This is a genomic window from Heliomicrobium modesticaldum Ice1, from assembly GCF_000019165.1.
In the GTDB taxonomy this organism is placed as follows: Bacteria; Bacillota; Desulfitobacteriia; order Heliobacteriales; family Heliobacteriaceae; genus Heliomicrobium; species Heliomicrobium modesticaldum.
On the sequence record NC_010337.2, the window covers coordinates 1,306,949 to 1,328,298 of the forward strand.

Annotated in this window: 14 protein-coding genes; all 14 read left to right on the forward strand. The window is 60.1% G+C overall.

Going from position 1 to position 21,350, the window contains the following annotated elements; all coding sequences use genetic code 11:
- Positions 1–13 precede the first annotated feature (13 nt).
- The 14 genes from bchH to folK all read left to right on the forward strand — a co-directional run bounded on the left by bchH (position 14) and on the right by folK (position 21,307).
- The gene (gene bchH, locus HM1_RS05855; RefSeq protein WP_012282388.1) at positions 14–3,907 is read left to right on the forward strand and encodes a magnesium chelatase subunit H; all 3,894 of its coding nucleotides are present in this window, start codon (positions 14–16) and stop codon (positions 3,905–3,907) included.
- Between the two features lie 67 nt (positions 3,908–3,974).
- Positions 3,975–5,531, forward strand: a complete 1,557-nt coding sequence (locus HM1_RS05860; protein WP_012282389.1) for a phytoene desaturase family protein — start codon at positions 3,975–3,977, stop codon at positions 5,529–5,531.
- A gap of 271 nt (positions 5,532–5,802) precedes the next feature.
- On the forward strand, positions 5,803–8,424 hold the full coding sequence (locus HM1_RS05865) for a SpoIIE family protein phosphatase (RefSeq protein ID WP_148207095.1): 2,622 nt from the start codon (positions 5,803–5,805) through the stop codon (positions 8,422–8,424).
- 161 nt (positions 8,425–8,585) lie between these two features.
- On the forward strand, positions 8,586–9,977 hold the full coding sequence (tilS, locus tag HM1_RS05870; RefSeq protein WP_012282391.1) for a tRNA lysidine(34) synthetase TilS: 1,392 nt from the start codon (positions 8,586–8,588) through the stop codon (positions 9,975–9,977).
- Positions 9,978–10,104: 127 nt separating this feature from the next.
- Entirely contained in the window at positions 10,105–11,910 is a 1,806-nt protein-coding gene (gene ftsH / locus HM1_RS05875) for an ATP-dependent zinc metalloprotease FtsH (RefSeq protein ID WP_012282392.1), read from the forward strand.
- Between the two features lie 128 nt (positions 11,911–12,038).
- Positions 12,039–12,488 (forward strand): nucleoside-diphosphate kinase, encoded by a 450-nt coding sequence (ndk, locus tag HM1_RS05880; protein WP_012282393.1) that lies wholly within the window; start codon positions 12,039–12,041, stop codon positions 12,486–12,488.
- A gap of 380 nt (positions 12,489–12,868) precedes the next feature.
- Complete coding sequence (locus tag HM1_RS05885) at positions 12,869–14,530, forward strand: ABC1 kinase family protein (RefSeq protein ID WP_012282394.1); 1,662 nt, start codon at positions 12,869–12,871, stop codon at positions 14,528–14,530.
- Positions 14,531–14,632: 102 nt separating this feature from the next.
- A complete protein-coding gene (locus tag HM1_RS05890; RefSeq protein ID WP_012282395.1) occupies positions 14,633–14,866 on the forward strand; it encodes a hypothetical protein in 234 nt (77 codons plus the stop codon).
- 96 nt (positions 14,867–14,962) lie between these two features.
- Entirely contained in the window at positions 14,963–15,868 is a 906-nt protein-coding gene (locus HM1_RS05895; protein ID WP_012282396.1) for a TIGR01777 family oxidoreductase, read from the forward strand.
- Between the two features lie 364 nt (positions 15,869–16,232).
- A complete protein-coding gene (locus HM1_RS05900; protein ID WP_012282397.1) occupies positions 16,233–16,628 on the forward strand; it encodes a thioesterase family protein in 396 nt (131 codons plus the stop codon).
- Between the two features lie 106 nt (positions 16,629–16,734).
- Positions 16,735–18,405: a formate--tetrahydrofolate ligase gene (locus tag HM1_RS05905; RefSeq protein WP_012282398.1), complete on the forward strand. Its 1,671-nt coding sequence runs from the start codon at positions 16,735–16,737 to the stop codon at positions 18,403–18,405.
- A gap of 75 nt (positions 18,406–18,480) precedes the next feature.
- Positions 18,481–19,113 (forward strand): HD domain-containing protein, encoded by a 633-nt coding sequence (locus tag HM1_RS05910; RefSeq protein ID WP_049754053.1) that lies wholly within the window; start codon positions 18,481–18,483, stop codon positions 19,111–19,113.
- A gap of 18 nt (positions 19,114–19,131) precedes the next feature.
- On the forward strand, positions 19,132–20,340 hold the full coding sequence (folP, locus tag HM1_RS05915) for a dihydropteroate synthase (RefSeq protein WP_012282400.1): 1,209 nt from the start codon (positions 19,132–19,134) through the stop codon (positions 20,338–20,340).
- 52 nt (positions 20,341–20,392) lie between these two features.
- Positions 20,393–21,307 carry a 2-amino-4-hydroxy-6-hydroxymethyldihydropteridine diphosphokinase gene (folK, locus tag HM1_RS05920; RefSeq protein ID WP_049754054.1) on the forward strand — a complete coding sequence of 305 codons (915 nt, stop codon included), beginning with the start codon at positions 20,393–20,395 and terminating at the stop codon, positions 21,305–21,307.
- Positions 21,308–21,350: the final 43 nt, after the last annotated feature.

The following is a 21,350-nucleotide window of genomic DNA, read 5'->3' on the forward strand; positions in this document are numbered from 1 at the left end:
AGGGGGATAGCCAATGTCGAAAAAGGTCATGCGGTTTGTCCATGTCTATCTGGAGCGGCAGATTTGCAGCGCCTTCAGCCGGGCCATCGAGATGAGCAATCGCACCCAACCCATCGAGATCAGCGTCACCTCCTTTTGCGTGCACGAGTTGAAAGAGAAGGTCAAGATCGAAGAGTTTCGCCGGGCCGTGCTGAACGCCGACCTGCTCTTCGTCGGCCACGTCTTTGTCGACGACATCGCCCGCACCATCGCTGACGTGATCCGCAAGGAAGGTCAACAGGTGCCGACGGTCGTGTGCGTCAACGCCATGCCGGAGCTGATGAAGCTGACCCGCATGGGCGGGTTCAAGATGGGCAGCGAACAGTCCAACGAATACATGAACATCATCAAGCGCTTCAAGAAGACCATCGACACGGAAGAGGCGCAATCGAAAAAATCCGGTCCGCCCATCAACACCGACGTGATGATGACCCTCGTCCGCACCGTGCCTAAGCTGTTGAAATACATACCCGGCAAGATGCAGGACCTGCGCTCCTACATGCTCTGCTACCTCTACTGGCTCAACGGATCGCCCAAAAACCTGGGCAACATGTTGCTCATGCTGGCCAAGCAGTACTTTGCGCCCGAAGCGGACATCTCTTTTGACGCGCCTGTTGAGTATGCCGAAGAGGGGATCTACCACCCCGATTCGGATCGTTGGTTCACCAGCCGCGCCGAGTATGAGGAGTGGTATCGCCGTCACGCGCCCTCCGAGTTGCGCGTTGGCCTGATCGTCCTGCGCACGAGCCTGCTGGCAGACAACCATGATCACTATGACGCTGTCATCCGCGCCCTTGAAGCAAAAGGCCTTGGCGTCGTCCCCGGCATCGCCAAAGGTCTCGACTACCGCCATGTGGTGGAGCATATGTTCATGGGCAAAGGGGATGTGCGCAAGGTCGACGGCGTGATCTCCCTCACCTCCTTCAGCCTCGTCGGCGGTCCTGCTTCCAACGACGCCGAAAGCGCCGTCAAGGTCCTCTCGGCCCTTGGTGTGCCCTACCTGTCGGCGATCCCCCTTGAGTTCCAGACCATCGACGAGTGGAAGTCCGACCTGTCTGGCCTGAACCCGGTCCAGGTCGCCTTGAACGTCGCCATCCCCGAGCTGGACGGTCTCGTCGGCCCCACCGTCTACAGCGGCTACGCCGTCCACGGCGCCTCCAAGGCCATCCCTATTCCGGAGCGGATCGAACTGCTCACGGAGCGGATGCGGCGCATGATCCGGCTCCGCACCACGGCGAAGGCCGACAAAAAGCTGGCCATCGTCATCTTCAGCTTTCCGCCAGACAAGGGGAACGTGGGGACGGCGGCTTATCTCGATGTTTTCAAATCCCTCTACAACCTGCTTCGCCGCCTTGACGAAGAGGGGTATTCGGTCGAGCTTCCCGAGAGCCCGGAAGGGCTGATCAAGATGATCGTCGACGACGAAACGTCCATGCTGCCCTCGGCCAACCTGCATGTGGGCGGTCGCATCACCGTCGAAGAGTACGAGAAGATCAACCCTTACTGGAAAGAGATCGCCGAGACCTGGGGACCGGCGCCGGGCGAACTGAACACGGACGGTCAGGACCTGCTCGTCTTTGGCCGCCGCCTCGGCAACGTTTTTATCGGTGTGCAGCCTTCCTTCGGCTATGAGAGCGACCCCATCAAACTGCTCTTCACCCGCAACGCCTGTCCCCACCACGGCTTCGCCGCCTTCTACCGCTGGCTCGACAAGGTCTATCAGGCCGATGCACTGCTCCACTTCGGCACCCACGGTGCCTTGGAGTTCATGCCTGGTCACCAGGTGGGCATGACCGAGTCCTGCTGGCCCGACCGCCTGTTGGGGCCGGTGCCCAACTTCTACCTCTATAGTGTCAACAACCCCTCTGAGGCGACCATCGCGAAGCGGCGGAGCGCCGCCACCCTCGTCTCCTACCTGACGCCGCCGGCTGAGAATGCCGGCCTCTACAAGGACCTGAGGGACTTAAAAGACCTGATCAACATGTGGGGAGAGAATCGCCATAACGCCCGCGGCGAGTCCATCTTGGAGACGATCATCGAAAAAGTCCTGGCCCTGCACCTCGACAAAGACGTGCCGCTGACGAAAGAACCGGGCCAGGAGTTCATTGGCAAGCTCTATGTCTACCTGACCGACCTGGAAAACCGCCTCATCCCGACGGGCTTACATATCCTCGGCGAGGCGCCCCACGCCCAGACGCTCGGCGACTACCTCTCGGCCATCAGCTACTTCGACCGCCCCGAAAAAGGCATCCGCTCCCTGGCCGGGTTAGCCTCTGAGGCCATGGGCATCCCCTTCAGCGAACTGGAACGGCGCGCCGAACTGGGCGAGCAGGCGGCGATTGAAAAGCTGGAGGTGGTGCGCCAGGCGGTGCAGCACGGCGTTCAAAGGATGATCGCCGAGTTCCTCCAAAAAGACGAGCGGGGCCGCTTCAGCTTCCTGCGCGGCAAGGCAGAGACGCTCGCCGCTAAGGCCATGCAGGAATTCCTCCTTGACCGCGTGCAGACCGGCTTGGAGGTCGACATCGCCACGGCTGCCCGCACCTTCGTCTACCTGCAAGATGTCCTCAAGGACATCGTCCTGGCCGAAGAGGTCGACGGCCTGATCAAGGCCCTCGACGGCGAGTACATCAAGCCGGGACCGGGCGGCGACCCTGTGCGCAACCCGAAGACGCTGCCGACCGGTCACAACATCCATGCCCTAGATCCCCAGGCGATCCCCACCTCCGTCGCTGTCCGCGCCGGCCAGCGGGTCGCCGAGATGATGCTGCAAAAACTCTATGACGCCAATGGTGTCTATCCCGAGTCGATTGCCGTCGTCCTCTGGGGCACCGACAACATCAAGACCTACGGCGAAGGCATCGCTCAGGCGATGGCCCTGATGGGCGTCAAACCGGTGCCGGACGATCTGGGCCGCATGACCCGCCTGCGTCTCATCCCCCTTGAGGAACTGGGTCGGCCCCGTATCGACGTGGTCGTCACCGTCTCAGGCATCTTCCGCGACCTCTTCCAGAATCAGATGGAACTCCTCGACGAGGCCGTCAAGATGGCCGCCACCGCTGACGAGCCCCTTGAGCTGAACTATATCCGCAAGCACGCCATCGCCCAAGCTGAGGAGATGAACATCTCCATCGAACAGGCCGCCACGCGCGTTTTTTCTAATGCGCCGGGCAGCTACGGCGGCAACGTGAACCAGATGGTCGAAAACAGCGCCTGGGAAGAAGCCGGCGAACTGGCCGACACCTTCATCAAACGCAAGGGTTTTGCCTACGGCAAACAGGTGCGCGGCGAGGTGGCCGACGAGATTTACCGCTCCGCCCTCTCCAATGTGGATACGAGCTTCCAAAACGTAGACTCCTCTGAGGTGGGCATCGTCGACATCGACCACTACTACGAGTACCTGGGCGGCGTTTCGGCGGCTGTGAAGAGCATTCGCGGCGAAAAGCCCAATGTGCTCGTCGCCGATACGACGACACCGAAGGTGCAGATCCGCTACTTGGAAGAGATGGTCCGCTTCGAGACGCGGACGAAGACCCTCAACCCCAAGTGGTATGAAGGCATGCTCAAGCACGGCTACGAAGGCGTCCGGGAGATCCAGTCTCGCGTCGACAATACCTTCGGTTGGAGTGCCACCACGGACGCCGTTGACAACTGGGTCTATGACGAGATCACCGACGTCTACATCACCGATGAGACGATGCGCAACCGCCTGAAGGAACTGAACGCGCACGCCTTGCGCGGGATCGTCCGCCGACTTTTGGAGGCCAACCGCCGCGGCTTCTGGGAAGCCGACGAAGAGAAGCTCGATAAATTGATGGAGATCTACCAGGACATCGAGGATGAGATCGAAGGGGTCAGTGTTCCGGCTTGATCGAAGACCGAGCTCCTTCGAAATCAAGACAAAAATAACCTTCGCACAGGATAGGGGAGAATTTGGCGTGAAACAAACGACAAGGAACCACGGTAAAGTCGTCGTGGTCGGCTCCGGCGCCGGCGGCCTGAGCGCCGCCGTCCGTCTGGCCGCTCAGGGCTGGGATGTGACGGTGCTGGAAAAAGAAGCGACGATCGGCGGACGGCTGAGCGCCGTTGAGGCGGACGGGTACACCATCGACATCGGGCCGACCATCCTGATGATGAACGATGTCTTTGAACAGTTCTTTCAGGATCACGGACGGGATATCCGTGACTACCTGGAACTCGTCCGCGTCGACCCCTGCTACCACCTGCATTTTACCGATGGGACCCGCCTGACCCCTTCCATCGATATGAAAAAGCTCCTCGACGAGATCCGTTCGCTGAACCCGGACGATGTCGACGGCTACCTGCGCTATCTTGCGCAGATCCACCGGCGCTACATGTACGCGCGCCATCACTTCATTGAGAAAGCCTTCGTGAAGCCTTCCGACTTCTTCAACCCCGAAACCCTGTCGGCCATGCTGCAGTTGAAGACCCTTAACAGCATGTATGACGACATCGCCCGCTTCATCAAGGACGAGCGCCTGCGCATCGCCCTGACCTTCCAGGCGATTTACCTGGGCATATCGCCCTTCGACGCCCCCTCGATCTACACGCTCATCGCCTATGTGGAGCACGGTTTGAGCGGCGTCTGGTACCCGAAGGGCGGCATGAACGCCATCGCCAAGGCGATGGCGCGACTGCTCGGTGAGTTCGGCGGCGTCATCCGCTGCAACGCCGAGGTGGCCCAGATCCGTATCGAGAACGGCCGAGCCCGCGGCGTCCGCCTCGTCAACGGCGAAGAGATCGTTGCCGACGTAGTCATCTCCAATGCCGATTTCCCCTACACGATGGAAAAGCTCGTCGAGCCTGCCTACCGGGGCAAGTACAGGCCGGAGAAGCTGGCGCGCATGGAAAACACGGTCGGGACCTTCATGCTCTATCTGGGTGTCAACAAGCGCTACAAAGACCTGCACATCCACAACATCTATTTTACGCCCGACTATAAAAAGAGCATGGACGAGTTGTTCTCCGCCCGTATTCTGCCGGAAGACCCGGCCATGTACGTCTATTCGCCGACAAAGTACGACGCCACGGTAGCGCCGCCGGGTAAAGAGGTGATCTATGTCCTCGTCCCGGTGCCTAACCTGGACAGCGGCATCGATTGGAAAAAAGAGACGAGCCGCTACCGCGAACTGGTTCTCAAGAAGCTGGAACGGTGGGGGCTTACTCGCCTGCGCCAACACATCGACTTTGAACGGATCTACACACCGGAGACCTTTCAGAAGCGCTTCAACGTCTACCATGGCGCTTCTTTCGGCTTGGCGCCGACCCTATTTCAGTCTGGTTACTTCCGACCGAGCATCAAGTCAGAGAAGGTGAGCAACCTCTATTTCACCGGCGCCAGCGTCCACCCTGGCGGCGGCGTCCCCGTCGTCCTCGTCTGCGGCAAGCTGGTCTCCGATCAGGTGATGAAGGACAACGGACTGGCCATGAAAATCAGCCCTAATGCGGCCAAGGGCGTAGCGGCGACCTTTTGAAACGCCTCATCAGTCGAGGAGCCAACGCACAGATAAATCATAAAACGATGAAAGGCTGCGAATGTCGTCGCGGCCTTTTTCCACATACGGAAAAGGCCGCGAAGGCGGCTGTGGCAAAAGACCCCTGCCATTTCTGTATAATGAACACGAAAATTTTGCGCCGCAACCTTGTCTGCCCCGACAATTTTCGCTTGCGTCGATAGGTATAATGGAAAAAGATACCAAACGGCGAAGGTGAAACGGGGGATCAAGATTGTGGGATGAGCCGAAAGTGTATCCTTTTCGTCGGGAACGGATCCCGGCGCGTGATGAGGGCGAAGGGAAAAAAAGCGGATGGTTCTCCTGGTTCGGCTCCGCTTCAGCGGCCCCAGGCACAGCCAGCCCCAAAAGCACAGTCGACCTGTCGTCGTCGCTCAAGGCCGTGACGGGCAAGGTGACCCATTCGGCCAAGACAGCGCTGCACAGCGTCCACACCTTGTCCGTAGCGCTCGGCAAAGCTTGGCGGAAAGGTTTGTCTTTCAGCCGGGACATCCGCGTCTGGCTCTGGTGGATCACCATCTTTCTGCTGGCGAGAGGAACCCTGCTCGGCGGTCTGGCAGTCGCCGCCCCGGCGGCGCTGGCGGTGACAGCGGCGCGCCGACCTGGGCTGTTGCTTTGGAGTGTGACGGCTGCGGCGGCAGGATGGTATACGGGGCGGTTCTCTTCGGAAATGGCGGCCCTTTCTCAAGACCCTCTCGGCGTGCGTCCGATCATCCAGCTGGCGGCATGGCTGTCCGTCGCCGTTGTCACAGCGATTGTCGCCCGTCGGCGCGATCCATCGGCTACCCTGCTCGCTGTCATGACCGCCTTGACGATCTGGGCGGTGGAAGGCGCGGCGGTGGCCTGGATGACCCCCTCCCTTTACAGCGGTGTGCTGGTCGCTTTTGAAGGGCTTTTTGCCGCTGTCGCCGTCGTCATCATGGCCACCGCAGAAAGCACGCTGGAAGCCCCGACTGGGCGGACCTGGAACCGGGACGAACAGGCATGCCTGGTGGTCCTTGGCCTGCTCCTCTTGCTGGGCTTTCCTCAGGAACCGCTGTTCGGCCTTACCCTGCCGGGTATCGCCGCCAAGTTCTGCGTGCTCCTTGCGGCATACGCGATCGGACCTGGCGCAGGCGCCGCCGGCGGCGTCGCGATCGGACTGCTCCCGCCGCTCGCCGTCTTCGGCGCGCCGTCATCGCTGGCCCTTCTGGCTCTCTCCGGGCTGTTGGCTGGTCTGTTTCGCCCCTGGGCGAAACCGGGCGTGATCGGCGGCTTCCTGTCGGGCCACCTGCTGCTTTCCATTTATATGTCCCATTCCCAGGATGTGCGGTCGCTGCTGCTGGAAGCAGCCATCGCCGGTCTGCTCCTCATCGCCTGGCCGTCCGGTTGGGTGCAGCGTCTCCGCCAGCGCTTGTCGGCCCGAAAAAAAGAGTCCATCTTACCGGAACCGGCCGTTCCGGTCAGTGCAAAGATTGATGAAATGGGCCGCATGATCGGGCAGATGGCCGTCACCTTCGATGAGATGGCAGAGCCGGCGCCTGCGCCGGGAGACAAGCCTTGGGAGCCGATCCTGCTGGCGATCGCCGAACGGGTGTGCAAGCCTTGTCCGAGTTATGGGCTCTGTTGGGAACGGGATGCCGAGCGGACGCGGCAGTACCTGAACGAGATCCTCCAGCAGGTGGAGGAGAAAGGCCAGGTGACGGCCAAATCGTTGACGCCCCAACTGGCCCGCCGCTGCGCCCGCCTGACTGAGCTGTCGGCTACTATCGGATGTCTCTTGGAGACGGTGGAAGTGGATCGGTACTGGCGGCGCAAACTCAGCGAAGGAAGGCATCTGGTCAGCGCTCACTTCCGGGGATTGGCAGGATGGATGACATCGCTCGCCCACGACCTGGAGCATGCGTCCCTACCTGAAAAAAGAGGGGAACGGCTGGCCAAGGCGCTAAAGGAGCGCGGCTTCAGGCTCAAGGGGCTCAAAGAGCACGGCGAGGGCGGACATTGGCGGATATATGTAGAAGGCAGCGGCTGCTCCGGCACATGGCCTTGCGCGGAACATGCCGCAGCCGCTGCCGCCAAGGTGCTCGGGCAAACCTTTATCGTCGGCAAGTCTGACTGCCGCAGCGGCGCCCCCGGTCGGTGCGCTTTCAGTCTGATCCCTATCCGGCCCTATGGCGTGCAGATCGGCCTGGCCCAGGCTGCCCGCCACGGCAGCGCCGTCAACGGCGACACGGTCGGCTGCTGGGAAGCGCCAGCGTCGCAGATGGTCGTCTCTCTCAGCGACGGTTCTGGCGTCGGGCCACGGGCTGCCCGGGAAAGCAGCGCCACCCTGTCCTTGCTCGAACACCTTTGCCGCATGGGCATCGATCCGGGGGAGGCCTTGCGGTCTGTAAACGCGCTGGTTGCATTGGCGACGGAAGAGGAGTCCTTCGCCACCGTCGATATGGCCGTCATCGATCTGGCGTCGGCCGAGGCGGAGATCTTCAAACTCGGCGCAGCGGCCAGTTACCTGAAGCGGGGACGACGCGTGCAGGTTCTCCGGCAGTCCTCGCTGCCGCTGGGAATTCTAAAAAACTTGGAGGTAGAATCGCTCACTGTGGCCATGCTGCCCGGCGACCGCCTGCTCCTCGTCAGCGATGGCATCGTTGAGGCAATTCGCCCGAGCGCCGATGGGGGAGGAAAAAGCCGCCGCAGCCGCAACAACGGCCAAAGCGATGACTGGCTGGCGAACTGGCTGGAGCGCGATGCCACCGCTGAACCGCAGGCCCTGGCCGACCTGATCCTTCGGGAGGCGATCCGCCTGGGTGGAGGCAAGGCGCGGGATGACTGCACTGTTGTCGTCATCGCTTTATCGGGAAGAGAGGATAGGGGATGAGGGGTTTGTAGGGCTGATTTTTCGGAGAAGATAAGGACTAGGCGAATTTCGCCGGGGCGGGCAGGGAAACGTGAATCCATGTAGAAAACAACCATAAAGGATACACATAGGATAATCGCTAAAGACAGCGGTGAGAAACCATCGCCAGCAGGGTGACCCGATTGCTTGATCAATTTCTCCAAAGGCTCCACCGGCATCGGCTGATCGAACCGCAACAGCGCGTGCTTATCGCCGTATCCGGTGGCATCGACTCGGTCAGTTTGTTGTTGTTGTTCCATCAAGCGGCGCCGCAAATGGACTTGAAGCTCTCGGTAGCCCATTACAACCACGGCCTGCGCGGGGAAGCTGCCGATGAAGATGAAGCCTTTGTGGCCGCGCTGGCCGGAAGGCTAGGCCTTCCCTGTTACCGGGAGCGGGCGCCGCAAGGGTGGTGGACCCGGGAGCCGGGGACAAAGATGGAGGCCGCGCGGCGTCTGCGTTATGATTTTTTGGAGCGTGTCGCGAAAGCCGCCGGTGCTGACCGGATCGCCCTGGGCCATCATGCCGACGACCAAGTGGAAACGGTCTTGTTCCATTTCTTGCGCGGCAGCGGTCTGCGCGGATTGGCGGGCATGCCGATCCGACGCGGCCCTTACATCCGTCCGCTGCTCGCCTTTCGACGGGCTGAGTTGGCGGCCTTTCTCCAGGCGGAGCGACAGGAATGGCGTCACGACGCCAGCAATGACTCCACCCTCTACACGCGCAATCGCATCCGCCATGAGCTGATCCCGCTGTTGCATGACTATAACCCACGTTTTGCCGAGGCGATTGGACGCATGAGCCGCCTCTGCCTCGATGACGCCGACTACCTGGACGAGGTGGCCGACCGGGAATTGGCCCGGTTGACGAACGAAGAGGGGCTCGATGCCAAAGGCCTGGAAGCGCTGCCCAGGGCCATCGGCCGTCGCGTTCTGCGCCGCTTTATCGAAGCGGCGGCGGCGATGCCCGGCTTCGAGAAAACTGAGGCGATGCTGCAGCGGCTGACTGAGCGGGGTGGCAAGAGCGGGCCTGTCGACCAGGTGAGCGGACACACCCTTGTCAGTGAAGCCGGACGGCTTCGTCTCTACAAGGACCTTCCCTGGAAGGGGGACGGCGGATTTTACCGCCCCTTGCCGGAGCCTGGAGAGCCGGGGCGTTGGCAGTCGGTCGCAGTGCCCGAGGCTGGCGGGAGGATGCGCATCGCGAGATGGGATCGCATCGACGATAGGGACCCCTTAGAACCGGGCGAACGCGAAATCTGCCTCAAGCCATCCGTAGCGGCCCTGGGCCCCCTGGTCATCCGCAGCCGGAGACCAGGTGATTGGTTTTATCCCGCTGGAGGGACGGGGAGAAAGAAAGTCAAAGACTACCTCATCGACCAAAAGACGCCCCGGAGTATCAGACAGAAGATCCCCTTATTGACAGCAGGAGAGGAGGTACTCTGGATCATCGGATATCGCCCCGACCGCCGTTTTCTCGCGACCGCAGCGACCACCCCCATCATCGCCCTTCGCTGGCAAGGGAAAAGTATTTGATTCGACAGTTCTTCCTGTGCTACAATGGCTGGGAATGACCGAATTTTTCCAAAAACTCGCTGGCTGGTCCGGAACGGGGAGGCTTGTCATCCCCGGGCAGGATCGAGACAGTGGGAGGAGGTTACATGTGAGCCGGATCGTCAAAAACCTGGCAATCTACATCCTCATCGTCCTCTTGGCCATCTCCGTGTTGCGGGTGACCAAGACGCCGGAACCGGCAAAGGAACAGATCTCGTATACGCAGTTTTACCAGTTGCTCGTCAGGGATCAGGTCAAGGAATTGACCGCCGTATCTGAGCGGGATCGCACGGAGATCAGCGGCGTGAAGGCTGATGGCACGAAGTTTGCCACTGTCGGACCGGTAGATATCAAACGCGTCACCGACATCGCCCTGGACAAGCAGATCCCCTTCAACCAGGAACGGGCGCCTGAGCCCCCCTGGTGGACGGGGCTCTTCTCGACATTGCTTCCCATCCTGGTCCTGGTCGGTCTCTTTTTCTTCATGATGCAGCAAACCCAGGGCGGCGGCTCGCGGGTGATGCAGTTCGGCAAAAGCCGCGCCAAGTTGCATACCGATGACAAGAAGAAAGTCACCTTCGACGACGTGGCAGGCGCCGACGAGGTCAAGGAAGAACTCCAAGAAGTCGTCGAGTTTCTGAAGCACCCGAAGAAGTTTGTCGAGTTAGGCGCCAAGATACCTAAGGGTGTCTTGCTCTTTGGACCTCCCGGAACCGGTAAGACGCTGTTGGCCCGGGCCGTCGCCGGCGAAGCGGGTGTGCCCTTCTTCAGCATCTCCGGCTCGGATTTTGTCGAGATGTTTGTCGGTGTCGGCGCGTCGCGGGTGCGCGACCTCTTCGAACAGGCGAAGAAGAATTCGCCCTGCATCGTTTTCATCGACGAAATCGATGCTGTCGGACGCCAACGCGGCGCCGGCCTGGGCGGCGGTCACGACGAGCGCGAACAGACATTGAACCAGTTGCTCGTCGAGATGGACGGCTTTGCCGCCAATGAAGGCATCATCATCATCGCCGCCACGAACCGTCCCGATATCCTGGACCCGGCGCTCCTCCGCCCCGGCCGTTTCGACCGCCAGATCGTGGTGGATCGGCCTGATATCCGTGGCCGCAAGGAGATCCTCGGCGTCCATGCCAAAGGCAAGCCCCTCGATGAGACGATCGACCTCGATGTGCTGGCACGGCGGACCCCCGGCTTTACCGGCGCCGATCTGGCCAACATGCTCAACGAAGCGGCACTGCTGGCTGCCCGTCGCGGCGTCAGACGGATCGGCATGCATGAGTTGGAAGATGCCATCGAACGCGTTATCGCCGGACCGGAGAAGAAGGCCCGTGTGATCAGCGATTTTGAGAAAAAGCTCGTCAGCTATCATGAGGCAGGCCACGCGCTTGTCGGCGGTCTGTTAGAACATACCGACCCCGTCCACAAGATCTCCATCATCCCGCGGGGGCGGGCCGGCGGCTATACCCTGTTGTTGCCGGAAGAGGATCGTCACTACATGACCAAGTCCCACCTGCTCGACCAGGTAACCATGCTATTGGCCGGACGCGTCGCCGAAGCCTTGGTCTTGAAAGAGATCTCCACCGGCGCATCGAATGACCTGGAGCGGGCGACCGAGCTGGTGCGCAAGATGATCACCGAGTACGGCATGTCCGACGAGTTGGGCCCCCTCACCTTCGGCCACAAGCAGGAGGCTGTATTCCTCGGCCGTGACCTGGCCCGTGACCGCAATTACTCAGAAGCGGTGGCCTTCTCCATCGACAAAGAGGCGCGCCGGATCATCGAGGAATCCTACGAGAAGGCCAAGAAGCTCCTGGAAGAGAACATGAGCAAGCTCCACCTGATCGCCCAGACGCTTATGGAAAAAGAAACCATCGAGGCCTATGAGTTCAGTGAACTGCTGAAGAGGGTGTCCTAGTTTCCTTACTCGTTCCTATATTGAAGGGTTTCCTGGCCCGTACACCGGGGGCCGGGGCGATGCCTCAGCTCCCGGTTTTTTTATGACGGGAAGATCAAGAATCTTGTGAAAAAGGGGTACAAGCAGAAATGGAACGCACCTATCTCATGATCAAACCCGACGGCGTTCAGCGCGGTCTCGTCGGGGAAATCATCAGCCGCTTTGAGAAAAAAGGCTTTAAGCTCGTCGGTATGAAGTTCCTCCGCCTGACCAGGGAGATGGCCGAGAAGCACTATGCCGAGCATGTGGGCAAGCCCTTTTTCGCAGGTCTTGTCGACTATATCATCTCCGGTCCTGTTGTGGCCATGTGCTGGGAGGGCAAAGACATCGTCTCCGTTTCCCGGGAGATGATGGGCGCCACCAATCCTGCCAAGGCTGCGCCGGGGACCATCCGCGGCACCTATGCCGTCGATATCGGCCGCAACATCATCCACGGATCGGACTCGCCCGCTTCTGCCGAGCGGGAGCTGGCCATCTACTTCCAGAGCGACGAACTGGTCGAATGGGACCGGACGCTGCAAGGCTGGCTCACAGAGTAATATCCACTGCCAGATAAGGAACCGAGGACCGGCACGGCGTGCCGGTCTTTATCTTTATTCCCTGTCTCTCGGATAAACAAAAGGTAGTCACGAGAGCATCATCATGCTTCGAAACCTCCTGTTCAACGGACGACCTTTGATTACTGTTTATGGAACGAGCAGGAATCTGCGAGGGACAGACCGAATAACATATCCATATCCAGGATTCAGACGTTGTTAGGCCATAAGAAAAACCTTTACAAATCCCGCTCGTTCCTTATACTTTTAAATACCATGATCGTTATCACAAAAGGACTTGCCATGTCACGAATCCGCTCCGGTCTCAGCATTCTTCGAGTACGCGAGAAGGTATAAACAAGCAAAAATCGAGGAGCGACTTCATGAATCGATACTACCGCATCTGGCGGATCACCAGCATGTTTGTGCTCTTTTTCATCCAGTTTTGGTGGCTCAAGCGCCGGGAAGGCCGCCTGGACAGAGAAGAGAGGGAACGGCGCTGGTCATCCCTCTACCACCGGATGGGAATCCGTTTCTGCGTGACGGCGACCGAATTGGGAGGACTGCTGATCAAGGCGGGCCAATTCTTCGCCACCCGGGTAGACGTACTCCCTGTCGAGGTGACGAGCGAACTCTCCCAACTGCAAGATGCCGTTCCCCCCGCGCCCTTTGAACACATCGAAAAGACCATCCGCGAGGAATTAGGGCTACCAGCGGAGGCGATCTTTTCTCAGATGGATTCAACGCCCTTGGCGGCGGCGTCCCTTGGACAGGTTCACCGGGCCGTGCTCCCCACAGGTGAACAAGTGGCCGTCAAGGTGTTGCGGCCTCGGATCCATGAGATCATCCAGGCTGACTTTGAAGCCATCCAGTTGACCATGCTCCTGGCCAAGGTCTTTACGGACATATCGAGCCAGATGGATATGGATGCCATCTATCGGGAGATGCGGCAGACCTTCTCAGACGAACTCGATTACCGGTTGGAGGCCGCTCACGCCGAACGATTCCGCAAAAACCTTTCCGTCTTCGAGAACGTGTACATACCGAAGATCTATAGCAAGTACTCCACCCGCCGCATCCTGACCATGGAATTCATCGACGGGCGCAAGGTGGACGATTATGCCTTTCTCGAGGCGAACGGCATCGACCGCAAGGAGATGGGCCATCGCCTCATCCGCCTCTTTTTGCATATGATCGTCAACGACGGCTTCTTCCATGCAGACCCGCACCAGGGCAACCTCTACGTGAAAGCCGACGGCACCCTGGTCGTCCTTGACTTCGGCATGGTGGGAGAAATCACCCCGCTGACCAAAGAAAATTTGAAAAACCTGCTCTTTTCCGTTGTCGAGCGAGATAGCGAAAAGATGGTGGAAGCCATGGGCAACCTGGGCTTCCTGCGCCCCACGGCCAACCGCAACCTGGTGCGGCGGGCCATGGAGTTCTTCCTGGAACATCACTCGCCGGAACAGTTGAAAGAGATGGAACGGACCAAGAACCTCGGTCCCCTCGGCGCAGAGATCCGCGAGTTCATCTATGACCAGCCCATGCAGATCCCTGCCCATATGATCTTCCTGGGTCGGGCCGTGCTCACCGTCACCGGCGTCGCCTTCGGTCTGGACCGGGATATGGACGCGGAAGTGGCGGCACCTTATATCAAAAAGCTGATGGACGACACCGATGGCGGCCTCGCTAAGATGCTGCTGAACCGGGCGAAGGGATACGGCGCCACGCTGATCGGCCTGCCGACGCTGATGCACCGGACGCTGAAAAAAGCCGATTTGGGCGACCTGCATGTGAAGGTCAGCAATCTGGGCGACATCCAGCGGGGCGTCATGTTCCAGAGCCGCCTGGCCAACCGCATTGTCCTCGCCATCCTGACCTCGACTTCCTTGATCTGCGCCACCATCTTCTATACACAGCACTTTTTTGTCGAGGCAGAGGCAGCAGCCCTGATCGGCGCCTTATTCGGGGCGCTCCTGCTCTGGTCCTCTCGTCAGAAACCTCGCGATTCCAGTCAGCCCTTGAACCGTTACGGTCCTTTTTGAGCGGTCAATTTCATTATCATATATCCGCGCGCATACCGCTGCGGCAGTACCCCACAATATCCTCAAGCAACCCTGACCGACGTGAAGGAGGTGAGCGCGACAATGGTGGAGGCGCAAAACTTGAGCGGTTGTGAACAGAAAAAAACCCTCGGCGCCTGGGAATTCTCCATCAAAGAGACGGAAGACGGATTTACGATCAACATCAAGGGCGACAAGGAACGACTGCGGGCGAAGCGGGAGGCCATAGAAGCCTTCAAAGAGTTTCAACGCAAAGCAAAGAAAGCCGGTTTTCATCATCCCATCTTTCATTTTTTCAGCCATCTTGACCGGGAATAAGCCCGGTTGATACGAATCATCCTTGCCATCATACCGATAAGGAGCCGCGCCTTGTGCGATGCTCCTTATTTCATTTCCTGCGAAGGAGGTCGTAAGGTGAACGTCTTGGTGACGGGGGGAACCGGTTTCGTCGGTGGCGCCCTCGTAGAGCATTTGGTCAGAAAGGGTCATCAAGTGTCCCTGCTGTCACGGAGGAAAGGAAAAGACCGGCGGATCGGCTGGTTCCTGCTGCAGGACGGCCGATTCCCGGCAGAATCCCTGGACGGTGTAGAAATAGTCATCAACCTGGCGGGGGAAAATATTGGCGCCAGCCGCTGGACGAAAGCGACGAAAAGCCGTATCCTCGACAGCCGGGTAAGCCTGACGGGCCAGATCGTGTCCGCTTGCCAAAGACGGCGCGAACAGGGTGATAAGTTGCCCAGGCTGTTGATCAACGCCTCCGCGGTGGGCTATTATGGAACCAGCGAAGAGACCATCTTCACCGAAGAGGATGGCCCGGGCAGCGGTTTTTTGGCTGAAGTCTGTCGCCGATGGGAAGCCGCAGCGGAGGAAGCCTCCCCGCTTGGGATCCGCCTGATCCGGTTGCGCCTGGGCGTCGTTTTCGGTCCTGGCGGAGGGATGTTGGCAAAAATGGACAAACCCTTTCGCTATGGCCTGGGCGGGGTGGTTGGAACGGGACGCCAGTGGATCTCCTGGGTCCACCGCGACGATGTGCTCGGCGTGATCGATCAGGCGATCGGCGATGCGTCCATGAATGGCGCGTACAACCTCTGCAGTCCCAACCCGGTGACGATGGCGGAACTCTGCCATGCCTTGGCGAGGCGTTTAGGGGGACGAGCCTGGGCGACTGTGCCCGCTTATGCGCTTCGGCTGGCCTTCGGTGAGATGGCCGACGAGATGCTTTTGAGCGGTCAGCGCGTACTGCCGAAGCGGCTCAGCGAAGCGGGCTATCCTTTCCGGCATTCGCGCCTTGAGGAGGCGTTGGCGGCGATTTACCGGTAGCATTGCCGCTTAGCAACCCATTCAGTGCGTCAGGCTTGCGAGGAGTTTTAGCCGATACTTTTGTGGTAAACCTGGGTGTATTAGCTCCGTTCGCTAAGGGCTGCGCGGCTGTTCGCTTGGTTGCTGCGCGGGCGCGCCAAACCTCTGGGCTATTTCCGATTGTCATGGCGCGCTTTTCCGCTCCGCAACCTGCGCTCTCGACGCCGCTCCGCCCAAACCGCTCACTCCGCTATTACACCCGGGGTTTACCGTAAGTGTCACATTGCTTTTATCGTTCACTCTGCTATGCGCGTAGAAAGAGCGATCTTGGCAAATTATCGTCACGGCAGGCAACTCAAGTCACTACAGTAAGGAGGCATCAAGAATGGAAAACATTAAAATTGGACTCAAAGGATTCAAAGAGGAAAAGGTCACTGCCGACAATACGGCCATCAAGTATGGGTCGGGCGGTGTCGAGGTCTATGCCACGCCGGCCATGATCGGTCTGATGGAAGGCGCGGCGCTGGCGGCTGTCGACCCGCTTCTGCCGGAAGGGATGGCGACGGTGGGCACCTATATCGCGGTCAGCCACCTGGCGGCGACGCCGGTGGGGATGACGGTGCGTTGTGAGGCGGAATTGACGGAGGTGGACGGCAAAAAGCTGGTCTTCAAGGTTGTCGCTTACGATGAAGCGGAAAAGATCGGCGAAGGCGTTCACCACCGTTTTGTCATCCAGACGGAACGCTTCCTGGCCAAGCAGGCGGCCAAGAAAAAAGGTTGAGCCTTGCGGTCAACTGAACAAAACCGTAATCACCGATGCGCGGAAGGAAAACCAGCCCTGTTGCCGAAAATAATTGGGACGATCAACCGTGTAGGAGGGGCCTGCTTTGAAGACAGACATTGAAATCGCGCAGGAGGCGACGCTGCAGCCGATCATGGATGTGGCGCGCAGCCTCGGCATTCCGGAAAACGAAGTGGAACTGTACGGCAATTATAAGGCCAAGATCTCCTTGAAAGCCTTCGAGCGGCTGAAAGAACGCCGGGAGGGGAAGCTGATCCTCGTCACCGCCATCAACCCGACACCTGCCGGTGAAGGGAAGACGACGACGACGGTGGGCCTTGGCGATGCCTTGCGCCGACTTGGGAAAAAGGTGGTCATCGCCTTGCGGGAACCCTCCCTGGGGCCCAGCTTCGGCGTCAAGGGCGGCGCCGCCGGCGGTGGTTACGCCCAGATTGTACCCATGGAAGACATCAACCTCCACTTCACCGGTGATTTCCATGCCGTCACGTCGGCCCACAACCTGCTGGCGGCCATGCTGGACAACAGCCTGCAGCAGGGTAATCCCTTGAACATCGATCCGCGGCAGGTCGTCTTCCGCCGTGTGCTCGACCTGAACGACCGGGCGCTGCGCAAGGTGATCGTCGGCCTGGGTGGGCGCACCGACGGCATCCCTCGCGAGTCCGGCTTTGATATCACTGTCGCTTCGGAGATCATGGCTATCCTCTGCCTGTCCAAGGACCTGATGGACCTGAAGGCGCGTTGCGCCAAGATCGTCGTCGCCTACACCTATGACGGCAAGCCGGTCACCGCCGCCGATCTGGAGGCCCAGGGATCGATGGCTGTCCTGCTCAAAGACGCCATCAAGCCGAACCTGGTCCAGACCTTGGAGCATACGCCGGCTTTTGTCCACGGCGGTCCCTTCGCGAACATCGCCCACGGCTGTAACTCCGTGACGGCGACCCAACTGGCCCTCAAACTGGGCGACTACTGCGTCACTGAAGCCGGTTTCGGCGCCGATTTGGGAGCGGAAAAGTTCTTCAACCTCAAGTGCCGCCTCGCCGGTCTGAAGCCGGACTGCACCGTCATCGTCGCCACTGTCCGGGCGCTCAAGTCTCACGGTGGCGTCGCCAAAGCTGACTTGAACCGGGAGAACCTGGAGGCCCTCGCCAAGGGCTTCGGCAACCTGGAGAAACATATCGAAAACGTTGCCAAATTCGGCGTGCCGGCCGTTGTGGCCATCAACGCCTTCCCGACCGACACCAAGGCGGAACTGGACTATGTCTACGAACGCTGCCGCCAGATGGGCATCGATGTGGCCTTGTCCGAGGTGTGGGCCAAAGGCGGTGAGGGCGGCCGCGAACTGGCCGAAAAAGTCGTCGCCGCCATCGAGACGAAACCCTCCCGCTTTCGCGTCCTCTATGACAGCAGCCTGCCTATCAAAGAGAAAATCGCCGCCATCGTCCGCGAGGTCTACGGCGGCGATGCCGTGGCTTACACGCCGGAAGCGGAGAAGCACATCAAGACCTTCACCGATCTGGGCTATGGCGCCTTGCCGGTCTGCATGGCCAAGACCCAATACTCCCTTTCCGACGACATGACCAAGATCGGCCGCCCGGAAGGCTTCACGGTCACCGTCCGCGAGGTGCGCCTCTCAGCCGGCGCCGGCTTTCTCGTCGTCATCACCGGCGCGATCATGACCATGCCGGGCTTGCCGAAGCGGCCGGCCGCCTGTGCCATCGATATCGACGAGAACGGGCGGATCGTGGGCCTCTTCTGAGCTTGTGACCTTATTGAGAACGACGGTCGTTTTTAAACCGAATCATCGCTATTTGAGACGAGGACGCCCAAGAAAGTGTTCGATTTTCCGAAGCGCACACCGCCCATCCCCGGGGAACATCCGGGGATGCTTGTTTTCCGTCGTTCACGTTCACCGGATAAAACGCTCTGGGAGGGAACGCTGCTGGAACGCGTGCAACAGATCCTCGACCATCCACGCTTCATCGAATGTCTTTCTCGCAACGAGGAAAAAGAAGCGAGCCGGCGCTTCTGCCGCCATGATATGACACACCTGCTCGACGTGGCCCGCATCGCTTATATCCTCGCCCTGGAGAATCCGACGGCCTTTGACACCTTTGCCCGTGCCATCGGCCATCCCGAACGGGGGCAGGCGACCAAGGAGGTCGTCTACGGAGCCGCGCTCCTGCACGATATGGGCAAATGGAAACAGTATGAAGATGGCGAGGACCATGCCGAGGTGGGGGCGCGCCTCTGCCTGGGTGTGCTCGGCGAATGCGGCTACAGTCAGAGCGAGATCGACGTCATCGCCGAGGCCATCGTCAACCACCGCAAAAAAGGGAAAAATCGCAGCGACACCTTCCTGGGGCGCATCCTGGCACTGGCTGACGGCTACTCGCGGCTCTGCTGCAACTGTGGCGAAAAAACAGACTGCCGCTGGCGGTTGAAGCAGGAACGGATCATCTATTGATCGACATAGTAGAAAGATTTGGCATTTGCAGGGGAGGGAGTCACCATCAAGACGGTACAGATCATCGAAGTCCGCGACAAGGAAGACCTGTGGCGGTTGCTCGACAGCATCGGCTGCGATCCCGCCGGCACGGCTATTATGGCCGAAAAAGGGGTTCACCGCATCCTCCGTGTCAACGGCGTTCCCGCCAAGGCAGCCAACCTGCTCAAGCAGGAGTTGCTGGCCCGCGGCGGCGACTGCGCCGTGCGGCGGCAAACCTGTGTCCTGACCGTCGAGGAGACGGACTGCATCCTCATGGGCACGGAACGGCAATACCGCGACCTTTGCCGCAAGCTGCGCATGCAGCCCTTCGGACTGAAGGGGCTCGCCGACCGGATCGAGGGGGCCCTTCGGCGATACGACAGACAGGAGCCCCATTGCCTAGACTGCCGGGGAAAAAAGCTGGTCGTCGGCGAGAGGACCCTGGTCATGGGCATTCTTAACTTGACGCCGGACAGTTTTTCTGACGGCGGTTCCTATCCGGAGGTTCGCGACGCCTTGCGGCGGATGGAGGAGATGGTGGCGGAAGGGGCCGATATCATCGATGTGGGCGCTGAATCGACGCGTCCCGGCGCCACAGCGCTGACAGCGGAAGAAGAGCTGGAACGGCTGATGCCCTTTTTGCGCGAGATCATCCCCAACTGCCCTGTGCCCGTCTCCATCGACACCTACAAAGCGGCGACGGCGCGGCAGGCGCTGGAAGCGGGCGCCCATATCATCAACGACATCTGGGGTTTGCAGTTTGACCAGGACATGGCCGCCGTGGCCGCCGCATACGGCGCGCCCGTCGTGGTGATGCATAACCGCCGCAATACAGACTATGCCGATCTGATGGGCGAGATCGTCGCCTTCTTGGAAGGGAGTGTCCATATCGCCGAAACAGCGGGGATCCCGCCGGAGGCGATCATCGTCGATCCCGGCATCGGCTTCGGCAAGACCTATGAACAGAACCTCGATGTGATGAACCGGCTCGGGGAACTGCGGGTGCTCGGCAAAAGGATCCTGCTCGGCACATCGCGCAAGTCCCTCATCGCCCGCACCCTCGATCTGCCGCCCCATGACCGCGTCGAGGGGACCTTAGCCACGACGGTTCTCGGCATCACCAAGGGCGTTGACATCATTCGGGTCCATGACGTGCGGGCCAACGTGCGGGCGGCCCGCATGGCTGACGCCATGGTCCGTCGGTAACAGATGCATCGTGGAAAAGTCGATCATTCGATGAAAGGGCAGGTGAACGACGATGGGTCGGAACGGTCAGCTGGGTCAGAACGGTCGGAACGGTCAGATGGACCAGACGGATCGCATCCTGCTCAAGGGCATGTCCTTTTACGGCTACCACGGCGCCTTGCCGGAGGAGCAGGTGTTGGGACAGCCCTTTACGGTGGATCTGGAACTGGCCGTTGACCTGCGCCAGGCCGGCAAGAGCGATGCCGTGCAAGACTCTGTCCACTACGGCGAGGTCTACAACCGGGTGCGCGCGATCCTGGAGGGTCCGCCCCGAGCGACGATCGAGGCGGTCGCCGAGGCCGTCGTCGTCGCTGTCTACCGAGATTTTCCTGCCGTCCAGGGCCTGAAGGTTCGTGTCGAGAAGCCGAAAGCGCCGGTGCCGGGACTCTTCCAGTCCATGGCCGTCGAGTTGAACCGACCGGCGCCGGCCCGCTGTTTTATTGGATTGGGCAGCAACATGGGTGACCGGGCGGCGAACCTGACCGAGGCGTTGCGCCGGCTTCAGCGAAGGCCCGGCGTGGCTGTCATCGACCACTCCTCCTGGTACGCCACGAAACCGGTCGGTTTCGTCGATCAGGATGAGTTTCTCAACGGCGCCGCCGCATTGCTCTCTTGGTTGTCGCCACAGGAACTCCTGGCGCTGTTGTTAGAGACGGAACGGGCCATGGGGCGGGTGCGCCTGATGAAGTGGGGACCTCGCCTGATCGACCTCGACCTGCTCCTCTATGACGACGCTGTCATTGAAGAGGAGCATTTGACGGTTCCCCACCCGTTTATGGTCGAACGGGGCTTCGTGCTTGCTCCATTGGCTGAGATCGCCCCCGAACACCGCCATCCCGGCGGGCAGACGATAAGGCAACTTCTGGAACAGCTGCCTTCCAGAGCAGATGTGGTATTGCATGACCCGAAGAGCTCCATTACAATATAAGCTGTCCGCCTCCGGGTTCGCCCGAAGGGACTGTATTCCCTCT